A 22273-nucleotide genomic window follows, 5' to 3' on the forward strand; every position below is an offset into this window, starting at 1 on the left:
GGATCAGTACTCCGACTCGTACAGGCCCTGCAGCTCGGTGAGCAGGGCCGACGAGTCGGGCAGCTGCTTGCCGTCCAGCACGTTCACCCGCGTGATCTTGCGGACGCTGGACGCGAGGAACACGCCCTCGGCGTCGTAGAGCTCGCTGGTCTGGATCGGCTCCACGAGCACGGTCCAGCCGGCGCGCTCGGCGGCGCGGAACAGCGCGTACTGCGTGGTGCCGGGCAGGATGCCGAGCTCGGACGGCGGCGTGACCAGGGTCTTGCCGCGCACCATGATCAGCGTCGAGGTCGGGCCCTCGAGCACGGAGCCGCTCGACGTCGTGAAGACGACCTCGGCGGCACCGCGGCGCTCGGCCTCGCGCAGCGCGGCCATGTTGATCGCGTACGACAGCGACTTCGCGCCCAGCAGCAGCCACGGCGCGCGGGCCGCGAGGTCCGCGTCGATGCCCCGGTCCAGCGTCACGGCGGACAGGCCCTCGGCGCGCTGCTTCAGCACCTTCGCGCCGATCTCCATGCCCAGCGCGAACCCGGTGGGCGTGCCGTCGCCGCCCTCGACACCGCGGGTGTAGACGAGCTTGAGGGCGAACTCCTGGCCGCCGGCCCAGTTGCCGATGACGAGCTCGACCGCGCGCTCGAACTCCGCACGGGGAGGGGGTGCCATGTCGAGCATGGCCGCGGACCGGTCGAGCCGGTCGAGGTGGGGCGTGAGTTCGCGGGGCTTCCCGTCGACCACGAGGATCGTTTCGAACACGCCGTCACCGCGCATGAGTCCCAGGTCCTCGACGCGGATCTGCGGCGAGTCGGGGTCAGCGAGGGTTCCGTCGAGCAGTGCCAGCACGCGCATGTGAGCGAGCCTACTAACATCAGGGGTGTGGAGACCGCAAGAGGCCTGCGCAAAACGCTGCACGACCGCGGCATGAGGATGACGCCGCAGCGTCAGCTCGTGCTGGACGCGGTCAGGTCGCTGGAACACGCGACACCCGAGCAGATCTGTCAGCGCGTCCAGGAGACGGCGCCGACGGTCAACATCACCACCATCTACCGCACGCTCGACCTCCTCGACCGGCTCGGACTGGTTCGGCACACGCACCTGGGCCACGGTGCGCCGAGCTACTCGGTCGACGACCACCAGCACGTGCACCTCGTGTGCCACGTGTGCGGTGCGGTCGAAGAAATCCCGTGTGAGCTTCTCGACCCGTTGGTCGGAACATTGCGCGAGCGAGACGGGTTCGAACTTGATGCAACCCATCTCGCGCTGTCCGGCACGTGCCGCGACTGTTTGAAGCAGGAGCAGGAGACCGAGTGAGCCTCCCCGGAGCCGTCCCTCCGCCCGACGATTCCACCGACGCCGGCGTCGCCTGGCACTACGGCGACCCGTTCGCCGAGCAGCGCTCGGCCGTGCGGTCGGTGGTCGTGGTCGACCGCTCGAACCGCGGCGTGATCGCGATCCCCGGCGAGGACCGGCTCAAGTGGCTGCACCAGCTCACCAGCCAGCACTTCGAGCAGCTGGGCGAGGGCGCGGGCACCGAGGCGCTGATCCTCGACGCCCAGGGCCGCCTGGAGCACCACATGGTCGTCGCGAACGTCGGCGGCACCGTGTTCCTGGACGTGGAGAAGGTCGACGACCTGCTCGCGTACCTGACGAAGATGGTCTTCTGGTCCAAGGTCGAGCCGCGCGACGCCACGGGCGAGTTCGCGCTGCTGACGATCACCGGCCCCGAGGCGGAGGCGCTGCTCGGCAAGCTCGGCATCGCCGTCCCCGCGGACGTCGACGCGCTCGGCGACGGCTTCGCGCGCCGGACGTCGTGGCCTGGCCAAAGCTCGTTCGACCTGCTCGTGCCGCGCGCCGAGAAGGCCGACTGGTGGCAGCGGATCACCGACGCCGGCGCACGCCCGGCCGGCAGCTACGCGTTCGAGGCGCTGCGGGTCGAGTCGCTGCGGGCCCGGCAGGGCATCGACACCGACGAGCGCACGATCCCGCACGAGGTCGGCCTGATCGACCCGGCCGTGCACCTCAGCAAGGGCTGCTACCGGGGCCAGGAGACCGTCGCCAAGGTCCACAACGTGGGACGCCCGCCCAGGCGAATGCTCCTACTCCACCTGGATGGTTCTGCCGACGCCCAGCCCGAGACCGGCGACCCGGTCGTGCTGGACGGGAGGGCCGTCGGCCGGGTGGGCAGCGTGGTGCTGCACCACGAGCTGGGCCCGATCGCGTTGGCGCTGGTCAAGCGGTCCGTGCCGGTCGAGGCAGACCTGGTCGCGGGGGCTCCCGAGAGGGAGGTCCAGGCGCGGATCGACCCCGACTCGGTGCCGCCGGACACCCCTGGTCTCGGCCGGGAAGCGGTGCGCAACCTGAGGGGATAGCCCCGCCGGACCGCTACAGTCCCGGACCATGTCCCTGGGCACGCTCATCACTGTCGCTCCCACCGGAGCGGAGCACGCGAAAGCCGACGTCCCGCAGCTTCCGGTGACCCTGGAAGAGCTGGTCTCGACGGCGCAGAGCTGCGAGCAGGTCGGCGCGGCGATGATCCACGTCCACATCCGCGGCGAGGACACCAAGCCGTCGCTGGACCTGGGTCTGCTGAAGGCCACCGTCGCGGCTCTCCGCGAGCAGACCAACCTCGTCGTGCAGCTGTCGACCGGCGGGTCGGTGCACGACCCCGAGGAGAACCGGCTGCGCGTGCTGGAGGCGATGCCGGACTCGGCCTCCTGCACGATGGGCACGGTCAACTTCGGCGACGACGTGTTCCTGAACCGCTGGGAGTTCATCGTCTCCCTGCACAAGGGCATGCAGGAACGCGGCATCGTCCCCGAGTACGAGATCTTCGACATCGGGCAGCTCGCGTCGCTCAAGCGCCTGCTGGACCAGCACGGCCTGCCCGCGGGCGGCCACGTGCACGTCGACTTCGTCATGGGCGTCCCCGGCGGCATGCCCGGCGACGCCGCCACGCTCGTCGCAGCAGTCCAGGCTCTGCCGGACGGCGCAACGTTCTCCGCCACCGGGATCGGCCGGACGACCCTGCCGGTGATGTTCACCGCTTTGGGTGCGGGTGGGCACCTCCGAGTGGGTATGGAGGACACCGTGAGCTACTCGCGGGGGGTGCCGGTGCGGGACAACGCACAGCTCGTGGCACGTGCCGCAGGTCTCTCCAAGATCGCCCAGCGACCCGCTCTGTCCCCGGACGAGGCGCGAAAGCTGCTGGGTGTGCACATTTGAGACAAGTTTGGTGCATGGGATGTGTTGGCGGGTGAGGAGGATCTACCGCAGGATGGACACGTGATCGAGGTGCGTCCTGGCGGGCGCCGCCGAATCGACAGGGTGCTCGCCCCCGACTACACGGAGGGCGTCGAGCAGCGCCCGCTCGTCGAGGTGCGCGAACTCCGCGACGAGGCTGCGCAGGAAGAGACAGATCTGTCCTACCTGCGGCGGTTGTTGCACGCCCGCATCGACATGGTGCGAGCGGAACAGGAACGCCGCAGCTCGGGTGGCTCGGCGATCGTCGAGCAGTTGGCCACCATCCTCTCCACGAACGCCGTGGGTCCCGCGACCGGTCTCGGCCGGTACCAGACCCATGAGCCGTCACGTGCTGATGCGCATCAACGCCACGTGGAGGCGCTCATCTCCGACGTGGACCTCTCCGATGTGAGCTCGCTGACCGACGAACGGCTCGGCGACGTGCTGGAGACGTTCATCGCGGAAGAGGCGTCCGTGTCGGTGCGGCGGCGCGAGGTGCAGGTGGTCGTGGACAAGCTCAACGCGGAGATCGCTTCGCGCTACCAGCGCGGGAGCGCGTCGGTGGACGAGCTGCTCGCGGCCGAGCGCGGCCACCACCGTCCCAAGAGGTAAGACGGAAGTTCCACTTTCTGAACAGGCGACCTAGCGTGCCCCCATGGGGTACCGCTGGGTCGTTCTGTGCATCGGGGCTTTGGCGCAGGGCACGAATGCGGCCGTTTTCCTAGGTCTGCCCGCGATCAGCCCTCAGCTCCAAGAGCACTTCTCGCTGACATTGCCCCAGGTGGGGCTTCTCCTCGGTGCGGTCAACCTCGGCACGATGATCGCTCTCGTGCCGTGGGGCGTCGTCGCGGACAAGCGCGGCGAACGGCTCGTGATGACCATCGGTGGCGTTGGTGCCGCGGTCTGCCTGCTGTCCGTCGCGCTCGGCAACGCGTGGATCGCCGGTCTGGCCCTGCTCGGTGCCGGACTGTTCGGGGCGAGCGTCAACGCGGCCAGCGGCCGGGCGGTCATGTCGTGGTTCAGCAAGGAGTCGCGCGGGCTCGCGATGGGCGTGCGGCAGACGGCGACCCCGCTCGGAGCGGCCCTCACCGCGGCGGTCCTGCCCGGCATCGCGATCTCGTCCGGGGTGCCCGTCGCGTTCGTCGCGCTGGCGGGCGTGACGGCGTTCGTGGCGCTCGCGGTGGCGTTGCTGGTCAGGGAACCGCCGGGTGCGGTCCGGGCGGGTTCGGACCACGGCCTGGTGCTCAGGGACCCCCGGCTGCTGCGGCTCTCGCTCGCCAGCGGACTGCTCGTGGTGCCGCAGTTCACCGCCACCGCGCTGATGGTGCCTCTGCTGCACGAGCACCGCGGCATGAGCGTCACGGCGGCCGCGGCCGTCTTCGCGGTCGCGCAGCTCCTCGGTGGTGCCGGACGGCTGGCGGTCGGCGTGTGGTCGGACCGCGTGCGCAGCCGGATCGGGCCGTTGAAGATCGTCTCGCTGGTCACCGCCGGCGGGTTCGTGCTGGTCGCGGTCCTGGACCAGGCACCGCTGCCGGTGCTGGTCGCGGTGCTGGTGCCGACCGCGCTCTGCGCCCTGTGCTGGAACGGGCTGGCGGTCACCGAGGCCGGTGAGCTCGCGCCGGACGGGCGCAGCGCCACCGCCATCGCCATGCAGAACTCCGCGAACTACCTGAGTGCCGCGATCACCCCGTTCGTCGCGGCCTTCGTCGCCGTGTCGGTCGGCTGGCCCGCGGCGATGGTGCTGGCAGCCGTCGCGGCCGTGGTCGCGCGGGTGCTGCTTCAGCCGTGGCGTTCCCTGCGGGCCAGTTCACCCCAGAACTCGCGCAACGCCTCGTAGCGCAGCGCGACCTCCTCGGCGTCATCCGCCTCCAGGGCGTCGACGATGGCGTTCACGTCGGCCGCGGAGGTGTCCTCCAGCAGGTCCTTGTCCCCGAGCAGCTGCACCAGGCCGCCGTAGTCGAGCTCGACGGCCGAGTGCGGGTGGAAGTGCTCGAGCCAGCGGCCCGTGTCGGAGAGGACCTTGGCCGGCCCGTCCTCGCCCAGCGAGGCCTTCACGACCTTGAGCGCTCGCGCGACCCGCCGGCGGGCGTCGGCCATGGCCACGCGCCACGACACCTGCCGTTCGGGGTCGTCCTGGGCGCTGGCGAGCACGACACGCCGTTGGGCGGGGTCCACGAGGGCGAACCACGGCAGAGGGATCGTCCACGTCGTGGAGATGACGTGGACCGCGCCCGCGGCCAGTTCGGCCATCACGGCGGACGCGCGCGCTCGGACCGTTTCCGGTGAGAGGTCGAGAGCCGCGTCTTGGAGGATCGGCGGCGAGGAGGCCAGGAAGCCCACGAGGGCGGCGGCGGAGCGCGCCCGGAGGTCGAGCGGGCAGACCAGCGGTCCCGGACCCACGCGGGCGGCCTCGGAGGTCGGCACCTCGGCCGGGCTGATGGTCATCACGTCGAAGGACTCGCCCGGGAGGAGCTTTTGTCCCAACTGTGATCGCAACCACAGCTCCCGTTCCCTCTCGCCTGCCTCCGAGCGGGGGATCGGGCCGTCTGCCAGGGCTTTTTCGACCCTGGAAGCTAGCGTTGCGTCCAACACCGATAACGGTTCGTACACCCGTAGGTAGGCGACGAACGGTCTGGGCACCTGTGCATCCTTCCACGCGAGGGCGGCCGTGAGATTTGGCGGTACGTGTCACGCCTACCGCGTCGCGAGGAACCCCATCGGCACGGTACGGTAGTTACCAGGAATCAGTTGTCGAGACGAGTGGGGCCGCCGTTCCCCCGGCCGCCCCCGTCCCTGTGCGAGGGGGTCGAGCCATGGGGCGCGGCCGAGCTAAGGCCAAGCAGACGAAGGTCGCCAGGGAGCTCAAATACAGCTCTCATGAGACCGACTTCGCTGCGTTGCAGCGCGAGCTGTCGACTGATGAAAGGTCGGCGAACGGGAGTGGTGGTGGCGACGAGCCACACGACGACCCGTACGACGACTACGACGATTACCGTCGCTGAATTCAGCCTTCGGAGGTCAAGGGTTGGGCAGCCGGTCACCCCGGCGCCCAGCCCTTGACCTCTGAGGGCTCTTTCAGAACGCCCTGGCGTACTGCTTCGGCGCCCTGACCTCCACACCCAGCTGCTGTGCCGCGTGCAGCGGCCAGTACGGGTCGCGGAGCAGTTCGCGCGCGAGCAGGACCAGGTCGGCGGAACCGTCCGTCAAGATCTGTTCGGCCTGCTTCGCCTCGGTGATCAGGCCGACCGCACCCGTGGGCACGTCTGCCTTGCGTCGCACCGCCTCGGCGAGCGGCACCTGGTAGCCGGGCCCGATCGGGATGTCCGCCTGCGCGGTGTTGCCACCGCTGGACACGTCGATCAGGTCCGCACCCGCGGCCTTGAGCGCCTGTGCCAGCACGACGCTGTCGTCGGCCGTCCAGCCGCCCTCGACCCAGTCGGTCCCGCTGATCCGCACGATCACGGGCACCTCCGGGCCGACGGCGGCGCGCACGGCCGCGGTGACCTCGACGGGCAGGGCGATGCGTTCCTCGATGCTGCCCTCGTTCGTGAGCGGCGAGTAGAACTCGTGCAGCAGGTACCCGTGGGCCGCGTGGACCTCCAGGACCTCGAAGCCGGCGTCGAGCGCCCGCAGCGCGCCGTCGACGAACGCCTTGACGATCTGCGTGGTGTTCGTGAGCTTCTCGGGCTGGTTGCCGCCGGGGAACGGTTCGGTCGTGGGCGCCACCGGCACCCAGTCGCCGATCGCCTTGCGCCCGGCGTGGGCGAGCTGGATCGCGGGCACCGCGCCGTGCTCCTTGATGAACGCGGTGATCGGCTTCCAGGCCGCGACCTGCTCGTCGTTCCAGATGCCGGTGTCCTGCGGTGAGATGCGGCCGCGCGCCTCGACCGCCGTCGCCTCGGCCATCACCAGGCCGGCACCGCCGACCGCGCGCGAGCCGAGGTGGACGAGGTGCCAGCTGGTGGGCACGCCGTCCTCCTGGTCGACCGAGTACTGGCACATCGGGCTGACCGCGATGCGGTTGGGCAGCGTGACCGAGCGCAGGGTCAGCGGGGAGAAGAGCAGGCTCACGGGAGCTCCCTTGAAACGTTCGTAGACCTAACTAAATGTTCAAGGGGTCGTGCGGGCGAGTTGTTCCCGACGTGCTGGTCGTCTCAGTCACTGAACAGTGACGCTGAGACACGGGCGGGCGTGAAGTCCGGCGGCCACAGCGTGCCCCGGTTGACCCTGGCCCCGGTCAGGACGGCCTTGTCGAGGTTGTGGGCCCGCATGTCGGCGCCCCGCAGGTCCGCGTCCGTGAGGTCGGCGGCACGCAGGTCGGTGCCCTCCAGGCAGGCGCCCCGCAGCGACGCCTCGCGCAGGGAGGCCCCGCGCAGGTCGGCGTCGCGCAGGTCCGTGGCGTCGAGGGCGCAGCCGTCCAGCCGCGCGCCGAGCAACCGCGCACCGGCCAGGTTGGACCGGCGGATCACCGCACCGGCGAGCTCCTGCCTGCCGAGCTCGACGCCGCGCAGGTCCACGTGGGACAGGTCCACCTCGGCACCGGGTCGCGTGAGGATCGCCAGGGCGGCCCGGACGTCCTGTTCCAACGGCGTCGGCCGCTCCCCGGCGGGCTCGGTCAGGTGCTCCGTCCACGGCGACCGGTCACGCAGGAAGTCGCCGAGGGTGGCGTCCACGAGGAGCCGGCTCCGCACCGAGTCCTGCGCGATCAGCTCCAGCTCGCGCAGCCCGCCGAGGCGCACCTCGGCCTGCTCGCTGCCGAGGTGCTCGACGGCGTGCCGGTAGCGGTCGATGACCTGGCCGTCGCGCACCTGCCGCCAGGCCAGGCCGAAACCGGCGACGACCAGCAGTCCGCCGAAGAACAGCACCAGCGCGGAGCGCGGTCCGGCCTGCGGCACCAGCAGGACGACACCGAGTGCGAGCAGGGCGACCGCACCGAGCCTGAACATCCAGTTGCCCACGGGAGGCCATCTTCGCGACAGCCCAGGCCAAGCGCCATCCGCTGTTGGGGTCTAGGGCGTGTCCCGGAGGCCCGTCGGGCGACCTTCCGGGACACGGCTAGCCCAGGTAGCGCACCTGCCTGGCCTTGCCCTCCAGCACTTCCTCCCTGGCCGAGGCGATCTCCGCGCGGTGCGAGACCTCCGGCACACCGACCTCCCACCAGGCACCGGCCTCCGTCCACGACGACGGGTGCGTCCGGAGCACGACCACGGCCGGGCGCCTCTCGGCGACGGCCACTTCGCGCGCCTTGCGGTAAGCGCCTTCCAGGTCGGCCAGCGACTCGACCGGGAAGGTCGCGCAGCCCATCGCGGCGGCGTGCGCGGCGAAGTCCGTGCGCGGGGGTTCGGCGTGCGACGAGGTGCAGTCGGCGTAGAGGTTGTTGTAGCCCGCGCCGCCCTGGCCGGTCTGCAGGCGGTGGATGACCGCGTAGCCGTCGTTGTCGCAGACGACCGCGACGAAGCCGTGGCCCGCGAACGCGGCGGAGAAGAGCTCGGAGTTCAGCATCAGGTACGAGCCGTCGCCGAGGAGGGTCGTGACGACGCCCTGGGTGTGGGCGATCGCCGCTCCCCACGCGCCGGCGAGCTCGTAGCCCATGCAGGAGAAGCCGTACTCGACGTCCATCGTGGACTCGCCGGTGGCGCGCCAGCCGCCGATCAGTTCGCCGGGCAGGCCTCCGGACGCGGTCATGACGTAGTCCGTGGGTTCGCTGACGTCGTTGACGACGCCGACCACCTGGGCGTACGTCGGCAGACCGTCGCCGGAGGTGCGCAACGACGTGATGTGGGCGTCCCACTTCGCGCGTTCGGCAAGCGCTTTCGCGGCCCACTCGGCCGGAGCCTGCCAGGACGCCAGCAGGTCCGTCAGTTCGCGCAGGCCCTCGTCGGCGTCGGCGACCAGCGCGGACGAGCCGTGCTTCACGGCGTCGAACCGGGCCGCGTTCAGGGAGAGCAGGTGCGCGTCCGGGGAGAAGACGGTCCACGACGCGGTGGTGAAGTCCTGCAGGCGGGTGCCGACGGCGACGACCAGGTCGGCCTCGCCCGCCAGCACGTTGGCGGAGGTGGAGCCGGTGATGCCGAGCGGACCGGCGTGCAGCGGGTGCTCGTGCGGGACCAGCGTGCGGCCGGCCGTGGTCTCGACGACCGGGATGTTGTGCTGCTCGGCGAAGCGCAGCGCCCTGCCCGCGGCACCGGAGTAGCGGACGCCGCCGCCCAGGACGAGCAACGGGCGGGACGCGGCGCGGATCTTCGTCGCGGCTTCGGCCAGCGCGACCAGGTCGGGGCGCAGCCGCAGCGGGCGGTGGACGACCGGCGCGAACAGGGCCTCGGGGAAGTCGTAGGACTCCGCCTGGACGTCCTGCGGGAGCGCGAGCGCCACCGGGCCGCAGTCGGCCGGGTCGGTGAGGACGCGCGCCACCTGAGGCAACGTCGACAGCAGCTGCTCGGGCCTGGTGATGCGGTCGAAGTAGCGGCTGACCGCGCGGAACGCGTCGTTGACCGTGGCGGTCGGGTCGTGGAAGTGCTCGACCTGCTGGAGCACGGGGTCCGGGGCGCGGCCGGTGAACGTGTCGCCGGGCAGGAGCAACAGCGGCAGGCGGTTGGCGTGGGCGACGCCCGCGGCGGTGACCATGTTCAAAGCTCCGGGGCCGATCGACGACGTGGCCACGCCGACCTGGCGGCGGTGGGTGGCCTTGCCGATGCCGACGGCGGCGAGCGCCATGCCCTGTTCGGTGTGGCCGCGCCACACCGGGATGCGGTCGCGGACCTCCTCCAGCGCGGTGCCGAGGCCGAGCACGTTGCCGTGACCGAAGATCGCGAAGACGCCGGGGAACAGCGGCGCCACCGTGCCGTCCTGCAGTTCGGTCTGCTGCGCCAGCATCCAGCGGACGAGTGCCTGCGCGGTCGTGAGCTTCACCGGGTCCTCCAAGGGAATTGCCGACCAATAAAGCGAAGAGCAATCCGAACCGCTTCGAAGGCGTCCTGACCTGGCCAAGTCGACCCGATGCCTGAATCCGGCCGACTCTCAGGTGGTCTACGCGTCATGCCTCTCGCGGTATGTTGTGGATCGTGCGAACGGCTTACAGATGCCGCGCCTACCCGACCCCCGACCAAGCTGCGGTTCTGAATCGCACGTTCGGGTGTGTACGTCTGGTGTGGAACAAGACCTTGGGCGAGCGCGCGTTGCGCTATCGCGAGACGTCCGTCTCCACCTCGTACAGGGAAACGGATGCTGCCCTGACAGAGTGGAAGAAGACCGAAGAACTCGCCTTCCTCAGCGAGGTGTCGTCGGTGCCGTTGCAGCAGACACTTCGTCACCAACACACCGCGTTTCAGAACTTCTTTTCCGGGCGCACTCGTCACCCCAGGTTCAAATCCCGTACGGGGCGTCAGACTGCGCACTACACGCGGTCGGCGTTTCGAATGCACGACGGTTTGCTGAGGCTGGCCAAGACCCGCACACCGCTCCGGTACGTCTGGTCGTTCGACGGTGTCGACGCGGCGATGCTGAATCCAACGATGGTCGTCGTCTCCCGGGAATCGGACGGCCGCTGGTACGTGACCTTCGCGGTGGACACCGAACAGCCTGCCGACTCCGAACCTGTGAACCACATCGTGGGTGTCGATCTCGGATTGACAGACTTCCTGGTGACCAGCGATGGCGTGCGGATCGCCAACCCGCGACACCTTGCCCGCAGGGCACGAAACCTCGCCCGCTATCAACGTGCGCTGGCTCGTTGTCAGCGTGGCAGCATCAATCGCCGCAAGGCGAAGTCCAAGATCGCCCGAGCTCATCGCAAGGTGCGCAACGCTCGCCAGGACTTCGTGCACCGCAACACGACCAAGCTGGTGCGGTCGGCCGATGTGATCGTCATCGAGGATCTCAACATCACGGGCATGGTCCGCAACCGCCGACTCGCTCACGCCATCTCGGACGCGGGCTGGGGCGAGTTCCGGCGGCAGTTGGCCTACAAATGCGAACGCGCGGGCCGCACGCTGGTCGTTGTCGACCGCTGGTTCCCGTCGAGCAAGACCTGCTCGGTATGCACTCATCGCCTCACAGAACTGGCCCTGTCCACCAGGGTCTGGACGTGTCCGAACTGCCGCACCCGGCATGACCGGGATCTCAACGCGGCGAAGAACATCCTTGCGGCTGGTCGAGCCGTAGCCCGGGGCAACTCGGGTGATGCCTGTGGAGCTGATGTCAGACGGCAAGGATCCTCCTTTCCGCAGTTGGCGATGAAGCAGGAAACTCATGCCGTGAGGCGTGGGAATCTCTGCCCTGCGGGACAGGGACAAGTCAATTGACGCGCCCCTCTGCGGTCGTGACCGGGCAACGGGGATCGAGCTCCTGCGTCGCCCAGCTGTCGCGGATCCAGGTGTGGGCCGGGTCGTCGCAGAACGCCATCGAGCGCTCGGGACCCGGACCGGCCAGCACGTTCAGGTAGTACATGGGATATCCCGGCGCCGCGACGCACGGGCCGTGGTAGCCGCGCGGGATGAGGAAGACGTCGCCGTCGCGCACGGTCACGTCCTCGTCGATCGCGCCGTCGTCGGTGTAGGTGCGGTGGAAGCCGAAACCCGTGCGGGACGGGGTGGTCTGGTCGCGGTCGGCGATGCGGAAGTAGTAGATCTCCTCGTTCTCCACCTCGCACGGCTCCGACGAGTCGTGCTTGTGCGGCGGGTACGAGGACCAGTTGCCGTCCGGGGTGATCAGCTCGCACGCGTTGAGCTTGTCCGCGTGGTCCCACACGCCCGGCACGCCGAAGTTCGTGACCTGACGGGTCGCGTTGCCGGAGCCGCGCACCTCGACGGGCACGCCGTCCGCCGGTCCGTACTTCGGCGTCAGGCGGTTCTCGCACCGCGCCATCGGCAGCGCGACCTCACACCCGTCCACAGAGGACAGCACGACCGACGCGTCGCGCGGCACGTACGCGAAGTCCGTGACGCGGGTGAACACCGAGTCGCGGCCCTGCAGCTCGTACCGCTCGCCGTCGACCTCGACCGACAGCGATCCGGCCAGCGGCAGGACGAACGCCTCGAACTCGCCGGTCTCGACCGTGCGCGAGCCGCCGGCCTCGATCCGCAGCACGCGCAGGCCGGTGTAGGTCCAGCCGGCGTCGTGCGGGGTCAGCGAGATGACGTCGGCGTCGGTCGACAGAGTCCCGTGTGGACGGTGCAGCGTCATTCCGTAATGCCCTTCGCGGTACGGAGGATTTCGGCGGCGGCGGCCACGGCTGCGGCGACGTCGCCGTCCGGCGGGTAGAGCAGCGCGCGGCCGACGACCAGGCCGCGCACGGTCGGGTGCCCGAGCGACCGGCCCCACGACGCCAGGTCGTCCCGCGGATTCGCCGACGGCACGCCGCCGAGCACCAGCGCGGGCAGCGCGGTGGTGTCCAGCACGACCTCCGGTTCCTCCGGCGCGGGCAGCTTCAGCCAGGTGTAGGCGGACGTCGAGCCGAGCCCCGCGGCGACCGCCGAGGCACGTGACAGCGCGGCGGAGTCCTTCTGCAGCACCAGCTTGTCGTTGTGGTCACGCTTGTACGGCAACGGTTCGACCATCGCCATCAGGCCGTGCTCCGCCAGTTCGGTGACGGCCCGCGCGCAGCCTTCGAGCGTCGGGATCGTGCCGGGGTCCGAGTCGACCAGGCGCAGCAGCATCTTGCCGCCGTCGAGGCCGAACGTCGCGATGGACGACGCGTCGTAGGCGGTGAACCTGTCGTCGATCTCCCAGTCCGCACCGGCGAGGCCGCCGCGGTTCATCGAGCCGATGACGACGCGTTCGTTCAGGCCGTCGAGCAGCAGGAGGTCCTCGATCACGTCCGGGGTGCCGAGCACGCCGTCGACGTCCGGGTTCGCGAGCGCCGTCAGCAACCGGGACAGCAGCGAACGGCGGTCGGCCATCGCGAGCGGGTCGCCGCCGACGCCGAGCGCACCGCGCGCCGGGTGGTCGGCCGCGACGAGGAACAGCGTGGACTTGCCGTTCAGCAACGAGTTGCGCCGCTTGCGGGACTGGTAGGCGCGCCGGATCGAACCGGGGTCCTCGGCCCGCCGCCACAACAGTTCGCGCCACTGGCCGTCGGTGATCACAGCAGTTCCTCGATCTCTTTCTGATCCGGCATCGCGTCGGCGCAGGCGAGGCGCGAGGCCACGATCGCGCCGGCGGCGTTGGCGTAGCGGGCGATCTTCACCGGGTCCCAGCCGGACAGCAGGCCGTGCACCAGCGAGCCGCCGAACGCGTCACCGGCGCCGAGCCCGCACACGACCTCGACGGGGTTCGGTTCGACGGTCCAGCGGCCCTCGGGCGTGGCCACGAGCACGCCCTCGGCACCCTTCTTGACCAGCGCCAACGAGATCCCGCGCGCCAGCAGCCGGTCCGCCGCCTCGTCGGGGTCGGACGTGCCGACCGCGACCTCGCACTCGGTGCGGTTGCCGACGGCGACCGTCACGTGGTCGAGCATCCAGCCGATCTCGGCGCGCGCGGTCTCGACGTCCGGCCAGAACATCGGCCGGTAGTCGAGGTCCAGCACCGTGTGGCCGCTGCGGGCCCGGTTCGCGAGCATCATCCGCTGCGAGCCGCGCGACGGTTCGGCGGAGACGCCCGTCCCCGTCACCCACAACAGCGGGACTTCGCGCGTGAGCGACCACGGCACGTCGTCCTCGCCGATCGTCAGGTCCGGCGCGGTCGGCAGGCGGTAGAAGAGCAGCGGCGGGTCCGCGGGCGGGTTGAGCTCGCAGAACACCACCGGGGTCAGCAGGTCCGGAGAGGTGCCGACGTACTCCGACGAGACGCCGAAGCCCTCCAGCGCCTCGCGGACGTACGTGCCGAAGCCGTCCGGGCCGACCTTGGTGAGCACGGCGGCCCGCCGGCCGAGGCGGGCGGCGGCGACCGCGACGTTGGTCGCGGTGCCGCCGAGCGACTTGGCGAAGGTGCTGACCTGGGCCAGCGGCACCCCGGACTGCTCCGGGTAGAGGTCGACGCCGACCCGGCCGACGGTCAGCACTTCGAGCGACGTCACGCCTCGACACCTCGCAGCTCGTGCTCCAGCGCCTCGAGCTCGGCACCACCGGCCATCTGCTTGGTGAGCTCGTTGATGTCGATCTCGGACTTCTCGTAGCTGCCCAGCGCGCGGCCCCGCTTGAGCAGCAGGAACCGGTTGCCGACCGGGTAGGCGTGGTGCGGGTTGTGAGTGATCAGCACGACGCCGAGGCCGCGATCACGGGCCTGGGCCACGTACTTCAGCACCACACCGGCCTGCTTCACGCCCAGCGCCGCGGTCGGTTCGTCGAGGATCAGCACCTTGGCGCCGAAGTGCACGGCGCGGGCGATGGCGACGCACTGCCGTTCGCCGCCAGACAGCGTGCCGACGGGCTGCTCGACGTCGCGGAGGTCGATGCCCATGTCGGACAACGCCTTCTTGGTGATCTCGCGACCCTTCTTGCGGTCCAGGAACCCGAACTTCGTGGTGGGCTCGGAGCCGAGGAAGAAGTTGCGCCACACCGACATCAGCGGCACCACCGCGAGGTCCTGGTACACGGTCGCGATGCCGTGGTCCAGGGCCTCGCGGGGCGACGAGAAGCGGATCTCCTCGCCCTCGACCTTGAACGAGCCCTGGTCGTGCTGATGGACACCGGCCAGGATCTTGATCAGGGTCGACTTCCCGGCGCCGTTGTCGCCGAGCACGCAGGTGACCTCACCCGCGTTGACCACAGTGGACACATCGCTGAGCGCGATGACGCTGCCATAGGTCTTGCCGATGTTCTCGGTCTCGATCAGGGACGTCATCGCCGGACCCTCTCCGCTCGGCGGCGCAGCATGTTGTTGACCAGCACGGCCGCCAGCAGCATCACGCCGAGGAACAGCTGGAACCAGTCGCTGTTCCAGCCGGCGTAGACGATGCCCTGCCGGGCCATGCCGAAGATCAGCGCGCCGATCGCCGCGCCCACCGCGGAGCCGAAGCCACCGGTCAGCAGGCAGCCGCCGATCACCGCCGCGATGATGTACTGGAACTCGAGGCCGATGCCCTGGTTCGCCTGCACGCTCGCGTACCGCAGGATGTTGATCGAGCCCACGAGCCACGCGGCGAACGCCGTCGTCATGAACAGCAGGATCTTCGACCGCACGACCGGGACACCGACCGCGCGCGAGCTCTGCGCGGCACCACCGATCGCGAAGATCCAGTTGCCGAACCTGGTGCGCATCAACACGGTCGAGGCCACGACGGTGAAGAGGACCCACCAGATGATCGACACGTAGAAGCTCGTGCCGCCGATCTGGAACGTCGAGGCGAACAGGAAGCCCGCCGACTCGTAGCCGTCGGCCGCCCGCATGCCCGAGACCTGCACGCTGCCGGTGACCAGGCGCGTGATGCCGAGGTTCAGGCCTTGCAGGGCGAGGAAGCTGCCCAGCGTCACGATGAAGCTCGGCAGGCCCGTGCGCATCACGAGCCAGCCGTTGAGCGCGCCCACCGACAACGCGAAGGCGAGCGACACCAGCAACGCCAGCCAGACGTTCAGTCCGAGCTGGGTGGCGAGGAGAGCCGTGACGAGCGCGGTCGACGCGGTCATGACGCCGGCGGACAGGTCGAACTCGCCGCCGATCATGAGCAGCGCCACCGCGACCGCCATGATCCCGAGCATGGAGGCGTCGTCCAGCCAGGTGGCCGCACCGCCCACGCTCAGGAACTGCTCGGTGACCACGGAGAAGAACAGGAACACGAGCAGTGCGCCGAGCATCGCGCCGATCTCGGGGCGCTTGATCAGCTGATCCATCGCCCTCGGCTTGCCCAGCCGTTCGTCGGCAGCCGGTGGAGCTGTGGCTGTCACGGTCATCTCCCCGCCTCCTCCTTACCTCTTGCCGTTCTTGGCGTACTCCGCGACCTTGTCCACGTTGTCCTTGTCGACGAAGCCGGGACCGGTGAGGACGGGCTTGCCGCCGCCGAGCGTGTTCGCGTTGTCCTTGAACAGCTTCAGCATCACGACCGGCAGGTAGCCCTGCTGGTACTGCTGCTGGTCGACCGCGAAGAGCACCTCGCCCGCCTTGATCGCGGTGACCACGTCGGCGTTGAGGTCGAACGTCGCGACCTGGGCCTTGGAGCTCGCGCCCTTGATGGCGGCGGCGGCGTTCACGGCGACCTGCGGGTTGAGCGCGAGCACGCCGTCGACCGAGGTGTCGGACTGCAGCTTGGCCTTGATGCGGGCCTCGATGTCGGTCGGGTTGGAGATGTCGACCTGGAGGTTCTCCACGGCGGCGCCGAAGCCGGTGCGGGCACCGTCGCAGCGCTGGTTGAGGCCCGAGTTGCCGGCCTCGTGGATCACGCAGAGCAGCTTGGTCTTCCCGGCGGTCTTGAGCTTCTTGCCGGCTTCCTCACCGGCGATCGTCTCCTCCTGGCCGACGTGCGCCATGGCACCGAACTCGGCGCTCTTCGCGCTGCCGGAGTTGATCGTGATGACCGGGATGCCGGCCTTCACCGCGTTCTCGATGGACGTCTTGAGCGCGTCCGGGTTCGCCATCGACACGACGATGCCGCCGACCTTCTGCGACACGGCGTTGTCGATCAGCTTGGCCTGGGCGCCGGGGTCGCCGTCGGAGTTGTAGGTGACGCCGACGGCGAGCTGCTTGCCCGCGTCCTCGGCGCCGACCTTCACGACGCTCCAGAACGCGTCACCCGCGGTGCCGTGCGTGATGACGGCGACCTTGAGGTCTCCCGAGGACTGGGAGCTGTTGTTGCTGCCGGTGTTCTGCGTGTTCGTACCGGTGGGACCGCTGCAGGCGGCGAGTAGAGCAACACTCGCGAGCGCGACGCCCGCACGGAGTACCAGACGAGACTTCATCGTCTCCAGTCCCTTCAGAGGATCTTGCTGAGGTGCGCAAGGCTGCGCGCGGTGTCCTGAAGTGGCTTGTCCACCGGACTTCCGTCCTTGAGCTGGGTGTCCTGCTCAAGCACGAACCAACCGGTGTAGCCCGCCTCCTGGACAGACTGCACCAGCGCTTCGACGTCCACGTCGCCGTCCCCGAGCGGCACGTAGATGCCCTGTTCCACGGCATCGGTGTAACTGAGCTCGCCGCTGCGCACCTTCGCCGCGATCTCGTCACGCACGTCCTTGAGGTGCACGTGACCGATGCGGTCCGGGTAGCGGCGCGCCAGCTCGACCGGGTCCGTGCCACCGATGAGGAGGTGGCCGGTGTCCAGGCAGAGCTGGAGATCGGAGTCCGCGAGGAACCGGTCGACCTCCGCCTCCCGCTCGACGTGGGTGCCCACGTGCGGGTGCAGCACGGTTCGCAGGCCGTGCCCGGCGGCGATCTCGCGGATCTTCGCGCAGGTGTCGACGAGGGTGTTCCACTCGTCGTCGCTGAGCTTGGGGGTCTCGTCGTACCCGTCGAGCCCGGTGGCGGCGGCGAGCACGAGCACCTCGGCGCCGCCGGCCTTCAGGATCGCGGCGACGCGGTCCGCTTCGTCCAGAGTGGACTGGACGTCGGTGTGCAGCGGGACCGCGAGGAAGCCACCGACGAGGGTCAGTTCATGACCGCTCAGGAGGGCCTTGAGCTGCGCGGGGTCCGCGGGGAGGTAGTCGGGCGGGCCGAGTTCCGTGGCGGTGAGCCCCAGTTGGTGCATCTCGGCGAGAACCGTCTCGGACGGGAGCACCTCGCCCCAGCCCGGCACCTCGCAGACACCCCAGGAGATCGGTGCCCCAGCGACCTTCGCCATTTACTCCCCCTCGATACGGACCGGTGCGCCGCTGCGACGCGACTGTTCACAAGCTTCAGCCAGGCGGAGGCTGATCAAACTCTCTCGCGCCGGCGACGGATTCGCGACCTCGCCCTTGATGACCTGCGTGAACAGGTTCATCTCGTTGACGTACGCGCGGTGGAAGCGCTCCTGGAACCCCGGGTAGGCGTCCGGACCGGCCACGTGACCACCTGGCTCCAGCGAGTTCAGCGGGGTCTGCGGGTCGACACCGACGACCAGCGAGTCCTTGCTGCCCATGACCTCGATGCGGTGGTCGTAGCCGACGGGGTCGTGCCGGCCGGCCGCGAGCGTGGCGTGCGCGCCGCCCGCGAACTTCAGCAGCACGACGGTGTTGTCCACGTCGTCGGCGTCCGCGAAGGCCTGGTGCACCAGCACGGACCCGCTCGCGTAGACCTCGGTGACCGGCTCGCCGACGAGCCACGGCACGCAGTCGAGGTCGTGGATCAGCAGGTCGCGGTAGATGCCACCGGAGTTCGGCAGGTACGCGAAGTCCGGCGGGTTCGCGTCGTTGCCGATGGCCCTGACCAGGTAGATGTTGCCGACCTCGCCCGCCCGGATGCGCCGGTGCAGCTCGTAGATGGCCGGGTCGAACCGGCGCTGGAAGCCCACGAGCACGTCGACGCCGGACTTCTCGACGTCCTCGACCAGCGCGGTCATCTCGGCGACGTCGCTCGCGATCGGCTTCTCGCACAACGTGGGGACGCCCCGGCCGATCGCGGCGCGGACCATCTCGGCGTGGGTGTTCGTCGGCGTGGCCAGCAGCACCCCGTCGACGTTGCCGAGCAACGTGTCGAGGTCGTCCACCGCCTTTGTCCCGGACAGCTCCGCAGACATCTGCGCGGCACGACCGGGCACCGGGTCGAAGAGGAGCACCTCGTCGACTCGATCCAGTGCGGCGAGGTTGGTCGCATGCATGGTGCCGATCCTGCCGACACCCGCTACTCCGATCCGCATCGCAGGTATCCCCTGTTCATCGGGTTGATCCGTTAGAGCGCTCTATTGGTTGGAGCGCTCCAATGCTGTAACTTCGGCCACACGGGTGTCAAGGGTGCGTTTCCTGCCCGTAACGCGAGGGGAGGTGGTTGCGGGTGGTCAGGCCGACGATGGAGGACGTCGCACTGAAGGCGGGCGTGTCCCGCGCACTGGTGTCGCTGGTGATGCGCGGCTCACCCAAGGTGAGCGAGATGCGACGCAGCGCAGTCCTGAAGGCCGCGGAGGAGTTGGGGTACTCGCCGCACGCCATGGCCCGCTCACTGGCGTCGCGCACGTCGACCGTGCTCGGCGTGATGGTGTCCGACCTGCACAACGCGTTCTTCGCGGAAGTCGTGGACGGCATCGACGAGGTGGCGCGCGATCAGGGGTTCGACATCATCATCAACACCGGCGGCCGGTCGCCCGCCCGGGAGCGCCGGGCGCTGGAGTCGCTGCTGTCGTTCCGCCCGGCCGGGTTGATCCTGCTGTCGCCGGTCGTGCCGGCGACCGCGATCGGCAAGGCGGCGGAACAGCTGCCGGTCGTGCTGGTGGCGCGGTCGTCCCGGGTGTCCAGTGTGGACACCGTGAACGACGACGGCGAGGTCGGCGCGCGGCTGGCCGTCGACCACCTGGTTTCGCTGGGGCATCGGCGGATCGCGCACCTGGACGGTGGGGAGGGGACGCAGGCCGGGCCTCGGCGGCGTGGCTACGTGGCCGCTATGGAGGCGCACGGGCTCGTGCCGCAGGTCGTGTCGTCCGAGTACACCGATGCTGCTGGGGCGCGGGCGATCCGGTCGTTGATCGCTGATGACGCTCTGCCCACGGCCATCTTGTCCTGCAACGACTTCAACGCGGTGGGGGCGATTTCGGCGTTGGAGGATGCCGGGTTGCGGGTGCCCGCCGACGTTTCGGTGGTCGGGTACGACAACACGTCGCTGGCTGCGTTGCGGCACGTGTCGCTGACCACGATCGACCAGCCCCGTGCCGAGTTCGGCCGGTTGGCCGCGGATGCCTTGTTGCAGCGCGTCCGCGAAGAGCGCGCGGAGCCCGTGCGCCATCTCCTCACCCCGTCGCTCGTCGTGCGGGGCACGACAGCACCGCCCGCGACTTCGCGTCGGTCGTCCGGCCGACTTCCCGGCGAAGCCGCCGGAGCGGCGAAGCCGCGACCAAACGAACACGGAGGCTTGCGTTGAGCACCATCCCCCACTGGATCGACGGCGCCCGCACCACCGGGGTGTCGTCCCGGACCTCTGACGTCTTCAACCCCGCCACGGGCGAGGTGGCCGCGCAGGTCGTGCTCGCCGAGCAGGCCGACGTCGACCTCGCCGTGGCCTCCTCGCTCAAGGCCGCCCAGTCCTGGTCCGAGTCGTCGCTCTCGACCCGGTCGCGGATCCTCTTCGAGTACCGCCACCTGCTGCACACCCACCGCGACGAACTCGCCGCGATCATCACGTCCGAGCACGGCAAGGTGCTCTCGGACGCGGCCGGTGAGGTGCAGCGCGGGCTCGAGGTCGTCGAGTTCGCGTGCGGCATCCCGCAGCTGCTGAAGGGCGAGCACTCCGAGCAGGTCTCGCGCGGGGTCGACGCGTACTCGCTGCGGCAGCCGCTCGGGGTGGTCGCGGGCATCACGCCGTTCAACTTCCCCGTGATGGTGCCGATGTGGATGTTCCCCGTCGCCATCGCGACCGGGAACACGTTCGTGCTCAAGCCTTCCGAGCGCGACCCGTCGGCCTCGATCAGGTTGGCCGAGCTGTTCCAGGAGGCCGGGCTGCCCGACGGTGTGCTGAACGTGCTGCAGGGTGACGCGTTCGCGGTCAACGCGCTGCTCGACCACCCGGACGTCGCCGCCGCGTCGTTCGTCGGCTCGACGCCGATCGCGCGGCACGTCTATTCGCGCGGCACGGCGGCGGGGAAGCGCGTGCAGGCGTTGGGCGGGGCCAAGAACCACATGGTGGTGCTGCCCGACGCGGACCTGGACGTGGCGGCCGACGCTGCTGTCTCCGCCGGCTACGGCTCTGCCGGCGAACGCTGCATGGCGATTTCGGTCGTGGTGGCTGTCGGGGACACCGGGGACGAGCTGGTCGAGAAGATCGCCTCACGCACCCGAGACCTGCACCCGTCCGTGCTGCCCGGCACCGATCCGGCGGCGCAGATGGGACCGTTGGTCACCGGTGTGCACCGGGACCGGGTGAAGTCCTATGTGGACGCTGGTGAGTCTGCCGGGGCGACGCTCGTGGTCGACGGCCGCGGGCACGCGCCTGAGGGGCACGCGGACGGGTTCTGGCTGGCGCCCACGTTGTTCGACCACGTCACGCGCGACATGACGATCTACACCGACGAGATCTTCGGGCCGGTGCTGTCGGTCGTGCGCGCGGAGACGTTCGAGGACGCGTTGGAGCTGGTCAACGCCAACCAGTACGGCAACGGCACGGCGATCTACACCGGCGACGGACTGGCGGCGCGGGAGTTCCAGCGGCGGGTGCAGGTCGGCATGGTCGGCATCAACGTGCCGATCCCCGTGCCGATGGCCTACTACTCGTTCGGCGGTTGGAAGGACTCGCTGTTCGGCGACACGCACGTGCACGGTGCCGAGGGCGTGAAGTTCTACACGCGGGCCAAGGCCGTGACGGCGCGGTGGCCGCAGCAGCACGGCGTCAACCTGGGATTTCCGACCCACGGCTGAAAATCGGGGAGATCTCCGTCCGTCGCGCCACCTACGGGGTGTACCGCAACGGAAAGGGGACTCCCCGATGTTCAACCGACGACAGGTCATCGGCGCGGCCACGCTCGCCGTGGCCGCCCACCTCGCCACGACCGGCCCCGCGGCGGCGGCGCAGACCGGCTGGGCCTCGTGCCCGAAGTGCCAGTCGCTGTGGTGGCCCAACACGCCGTACGCGATCCCGTGCCCGGCGGGCGGCCACCACACGAAGGACGGCAGCTTCGACTACCAGGTGAAGGTGCAGTCCGACGGTGGCGCGGGCCAGGGCGACTGGCGGTCGTGCGCCGCCTGCCAGAGCCTGTGGTGGTCCGGCGGCACGGCCGGGCGCTGCGCCGGCGACCCCAACGGGCACCGGATCTCCAGCTACGCCATCAGCAAGTCCTGGTACTACCTGGTCGAGTTCGAGCCACAGGTGCCCGGCCTGCGGCACCAGCTCGGCTGGCGGTCGTGCGCGAACTGCAGCGTGCTCTTCCACAGCGCTGCCAGCGGTCCGAACGGCCGGTGCGCGACCGGTGGCCGACACCAGTCGGTCGGGTCGTGGGCGTACCTGCTCAGGTATTGAAACGAAAGAGGCCCGCGGGTGCGACACCCGCGGGCCTCCT

The 22273-nt window shown here is 69.8% G+C and carries 23 protein-coding genes; 10 read left to right on the forward strand and 13 right to left on the reverse strand.

Going from position 1 to position 22273, the window contains the following annotated elements; all coding sequences use genetic code 11:
* Positions 1 to 3: 3 nt before the first annotated feature.
* Complete coding sequence (locus tag ABZX02_RS22510; RefSeq protein WP_355300509.1) at positions 4 to 846, reverse strand: aminodeoxychorismate lyase; 843 nt, start codon at positions 844 to 846, stop codon at positions 4 to 6.
* A gap of 27 nt (positions 847 to 873) precedes the next feature.
* On the opposite strand from ABZX02_RS22510, the gene ABZX02_RS22515 reads away from it, so the two are divergent.
* Genes ABZX02_RS22515 through ABZX02_RS22535 form a run of 5 tightly spaced genes read left to right on the forward strand, consistent with a single transcriptional unit; the run spans position 874 to position 5074 of the window.
* A complete protein-coding gene (locus tag ABZX02_RS22515) occupies positions 874 to 1308 on the forward strand; it encodes a Fur family transcriptional regulator (RefSeq protein ID WP_355300510.1) in 435 nt (144 codons plus the stop codon).
* Positions 1305 to 2366: a folate-binding protein gene (locus ABZX02_RS22520; protein WP_355300511.1), complete on the forward strand. Its 1062-nt coding sequence runs from the start codon at positions 1305 to 1307 to the stop codon at positions 2364 to 2366. The genes ABZX02_RS22515 and ABZX02_RS22520 overlap by 4 nt, the downstream gene beginning before the upstream one ends.
* Positions 2367 to 2394: 28 nt before the next feature.
* Entirely contained in the window at positions 2395 to 3219 is an 825-nt protein-coding gene (locus ABZX02_RS22525; protein WP_355300512.1) for a 3-keto-5-aminohexanoate cleavage protein, read from the forward strand.
* A 60-nt stretch (positions 3220 to 3279) separates the two neighbouring features.
* The gene (locus ABZX02_RS22530) at positions 3280 to 3849 is read left to right on the forward strand and encodes an aerial mycelium formation protein (protein WP_355300513.1); all 570 of its coding nucleotides are present in this window, start codon (positions 3280 to 3282) and stop codon (positions 3847 to 3849) included.
* Between the two features lie 43 nt (positions 3850 to 3892).
* The gene (locus ABZX02_RS22535; protein ID WP_355300514.1) at positions 3893 to 5074 is read left to right on the forward strand and encodes an MFS transporter; all 1182 of its coding nucleotides are present in this window, start codon (positions 3893 to 3895) and stop codon (positions 5072 to 5074) included.
* Here ABZX02_RS22535 and ABZX02_RS22540 read toward each other — a convergent pair.
* The gene (locus tag ABZX02_RS22540) at positions 5017 to 5877 is read right to left on the reverse strand and encodes a hypothetical protein (RefSeq protein WP_355300515.1); all 861 of its coding nucleotides are present in this window, start codon (positions 5875 to 5877) and stop codon (positions 5017 to 5019) included. The genes ABZX02_RS22535 and ABZX02_RS22540 overlap by 58 nt on opposite strands.
* Before the next feature lie 173 nt (positions 5878 to 6050).
* Between ABZX02_RS22540 and ABZX02_RS22545 the strand changes: the two genes are divergently transcribed.
* Positions 6051 to 6239, forward strand: a complete 189-nt coding sequence (locus ABZX02_RS22545; RefSeq protein ID WP_191297952.1) for a DUF3073 domain-containing protein — start codon at positions 6051 to 6053, stop codon at positions 6237 to 6239.
* Between the two features lie 73 nt (positions 6240 to 6312).
* Here ABZX02_RS22545 and ABZX02_RS22550 read toward each other — a convergent pair whose 3' ends face one another.
* The 3 genes from ABZX02_RS22550 to iolD all read right to left on the reverse strand — a co-directional run bounded on the left by ABZX02_RS22550 (position 6313) and on the right by iolD (position 10146).
* The gene (locus ABZX02_RS22550; protein ID WP_355300516.1) at positions 6313 to 7308 is read right to left on the reverse strand and encodes an NADH:flavin oxidoreductase/NADH oxidase; all 996 of its coding nucleotides are present in this window, start codon (positions 7306 to 7308) and stop codon (positions 6313 to 6315) included.
* A gap of 83 nt (positions 7309 to 7391) precedes the next feature.
* The gene (locus ABZX02_RS22555) at positions 7392 to 8195 is read right to left on the reverse strand and encodes a pentapeptide repeat-containing protein (protein WP_355300517.1); all 804 of its coding nucleotides are present in this window, start codon (positions 8193 to 8195) and stop codon (positions 7392 to 7394) included.
* Positions 8196 to 8292: 97 nt separating this feature from the next.
* Positions 8293 to 10146 carry a 3D-(3,5/4)-trihydroxycyclohexane-1,2-dione acylhydrolase (decyclizing) gene (gene iolD / locus ABZX02_RS22560; protein ID WP_355300518.1) on the reverse strand — a complete coding sequence of 618 codons (1854 nt, stop codon included), beginning with the start codon at positions 10144 to 10146 and terminating at the stop codon, positions 8293 to 8295.
* Between the two features lie 140 nt (positions 10147 to 10286).
* Between iolD and ABZX02_RS22565 the strand changes: the two genes are divergently transcribed.
* On the forward strand, positions 10287 to 11537 hold the full coding sequence (locus tag ABZX02_RS22565) for an RNA-guided endonuclease TnpB family protein (protein ID WP_355300519.1): 1251 nt from the start codon (positions 10287 to 10289) through the stop codon (positions 11535 to 11537).
* On the opposite strand, the gene iolB is transcribed toward ABZX02_RS22565, so the two are convergent.
* The 8 genes from iolB to ABZX02_RS22605 are packed head-to-tail and all read right to left on the reverse strand — an operon-like array spanning position 11530 to position 18934.
* Positions 11530 to 12417 (reverse strand): 5-deoxy-glucuronate isomerase, encoded by an 888-nt coding sequence (gene iolB, locus ABZX02_RS22570; protein ID WP_355300520.1) that lies wholly within the window; start codon positions 12415 to 12417, stop codon positions 11530 to 11532. The two genes, ABZX02_RS22565 and iolB, sit on opposite strands and share 8 nt — an antisense overlap.
* The gene (locus ABZX02_RS22575; protein ID WP_355300521.1) at positions 12414 to 13319 is read right to left on the reverse strand and encodes an aldolase; all 906 of its coding nucleotides are present in this window, start codon (positions 13317 to 13319) and stop codon (positions 12414 to 12416) included. Before ABZX02_RS22575 ends, iolB begins: the two co-directional genes overlap by 4 nt.
* On the reverse strand, positions 13316 to 14248 hold the full coding sequence (gene iolC / locus ABZX02_RS22580) for a 5-dehydro-2-deoxygluconokinase (RefSeq protein WP_355300522.1): 933 nt from the start codon (positions 14246 to 14248) through the stop codon (positions 13316 to 13318). The genes ABZX02_RS22575 and iolC overlap by 4 nt, the downstream gene beginning before the upstream one ends.
* Entirely contained in the window at positions 14245 to 15015 is a 771-nt protein-coding gene (locus ABZX02_RS22585; protein WP_355300523.1) for an ATP-binding cassette domain-containing protein, read from the reverse strand. Before ABZX02_RS22585 ends, iolC begins: the two co-directional genes overlap by 4 nt.
* The gene (locus ABZX02_RS22590; protein ID WP_355300524.1) at positions 15012 to 16061 is read right to left on the reverse strand and encodes an ABC transporter permease; all 1050 of its coding nucleotides are present in this window, start codon (positions 16059 to 16061) and stop codon (positions 15012 to 15014) included. Before ABZX02_RS22590 ends, ABZX02_RS22585 begins: the two co-directional genes overlap by 4 nt.
* Positions 16062 to 16076: 15 nt before the next feature.
* On the reverse strand, positions 16077 to 17063 hold the full coding sequence (locus ABZX02_RS22595) for a sugar ABC transporter substrate-binding protein (RefSeq protein ID WP_355300525.1): 987 nt from the start codon (positions 17061 to 17063) through the stop codon (positions 16077 to 16079).
* A gap of 14 nt (positions 17064 to 17077) precedes the next feature.
* A complete protein-coding gene (locus ABZX02_RS22600; RefSeq protein WP_355300526.1) occupies positions 17078 to 17938 on the reverse strand; it encodes a TIM barrel protein in 861 nt (286 codons plus the stop codon).
* Complete coding sequence (locus ABZX02_RS22605; RefSeq protein ID WP_355300527.1) at positions 17939 to 18934, reverse strand: Gfo/Idh/MocA family oxidoreductase; 996 nt, start codon at positions 18932 to 18934, stop codon at positions 17939 to 17941. It lies immediately after the preceding gene.
* Positions 18935 to 19068: 134 nt separating this feature from the next.
* Between ABZX02_RS22605 and ABZX02_RS22610 the strand changes: the two genes are divergently transcribed.
* The 3 genes from ABZX02_RS22610 to ABZX02_RS22620 all read left to right on the forward strand — a co-directional run bounded on the left by ABZX02_RS22610 (position 19069) and on the right by ABZX02_RS22620 (position 22233).
* Entirely contained in the window at positions 19069 to 20145 is a 1077-nt protein-coding gene (locus tag ABZX02_RS22610; protein ID WP_355300528.1) for a LacI family DNA-binding transcriptional regulator, read from the forward strand.
* A complete protein-coding gene (locus tag ABZX02_RS22615; protein ID WP_355300529.1) occupies positions 20142 to 21635 on the forward strand; it encodes a CoA-acylating methylmalonate-semialdehyde dehydrogenase in 1494 nt (497 codons plus the stop codon). The genes ABZX02_RS22610 and ABZX02_RS22615 overlap by 4 nt, the downstream gene beginning before the upstream one ends.
* Positions 21636 to 21702: 67 nt before the next feature.
* A complete protein-coding gene (locus tag ABZX02_RS22620; protein ID WP_355300530.1) occupies positions 21703 to 22233 on the forward strand; it encodes a hypothetical protein in 531 nt (176 codons plus the stop codon).
* The last annotated feature ends 40 nt before the right edge of the window (positions 22234 to 22273 follow it).

The organism is Lentzea sp. NPDC003310 (assembly GCF_040610935.1).
GTDB lineage: Bacteria > Actinomycetota > Actinomycetes > Mycobacteriales > Pseudonocardiaceae > Lentzea.

Bases quoted from the DNA above. Each gene is read 5' to 3' on its own strand.
- ABZX02_RS22525 (WP_355300512.1), top strand. From the start codon at position 2,395: ATGTCCCTGGGCACGCTCATCACTGTCGCTCCCACCGGAGCGGAGCAC.
- ABZX02_RS22565 (WP_355300519.1), top strand. From the start codon at position 10,287: ATGTTGTGGATCGTGCGAACGGCTTACAGATGCCGCGCCTACCCGACC.
- ABZX02_RS22510 (WP_355300509.1), bottom strand. From the start codon at position 846: ATGCGCGTGCTGGCACTGCTCGACGGAACCCTCGCTGACCCCGACTCG.
- iolB (WP_355300520.1), bottom strand. From the start codon at position 12,417: ATGACGCTGCACCGTCCACACGGGACTCTGTCGACCGACGCCGACGTC.
- ABZX02_RS22595 (WP_355300525.1), bottom strand. From the start codon at position 17,063: ATGAAGTCTCGTCTGGTACTCCGTGCGGGCGTCGCGCTCGCGAGTGTT.
- ABZX02_RS22605 (WP_355300527.1), bottom strand. From the start codon at position 18,934: ATGCGGATCGGAGTAGCGGGTGTCGGCAGGATCGGCACCATGCATGCG.
- ABZX02_RS22545 (WP_191297952.1), top strand. From the start codon at position 6,051: ATGGGGCGCGGCCGAGCTAAGGCCAAGCAGACGAAGGTCGCCAGGGAG.
- ABZX02_RS22590 (WP_355300524.1), bottom strand. From the start codon at position 16,061: ATGACCGTGACAGCCACAGCTCCACCGGCTGCCGACGAACGGCTGGGC.
- ABZX02_RS22600 (WP_355300526.1), bottom strand. From the start codon at position 17,938: ATGGCGAAGGTCGCTGGGGCACCGATCTCCTGGGGTGTCTGCGAGGTG.
- ABZX02_RS22620 (WP_355300530.1), top strand. From the start codon at position 21,703: ATGTTCAACCGACGACAGGTCATCGGCGCGGCCACGCTCGCCGTGGCC.
- ABZX02_RS22535 (WP_355300514.1), top strand. From the start codon at position 3,893: ATGGGGTACCGCTGGGTCGTTCTGTGCATCGGGGCTTTGGCGCAGGGC.
- ABZX02_RS22585 (WP_355300523.1), bottom strand. From the start codon at position 15,015: ATGACGTCCCTGATCGAGACCGAGAACATCGGCAAGACCTATGGCAGC.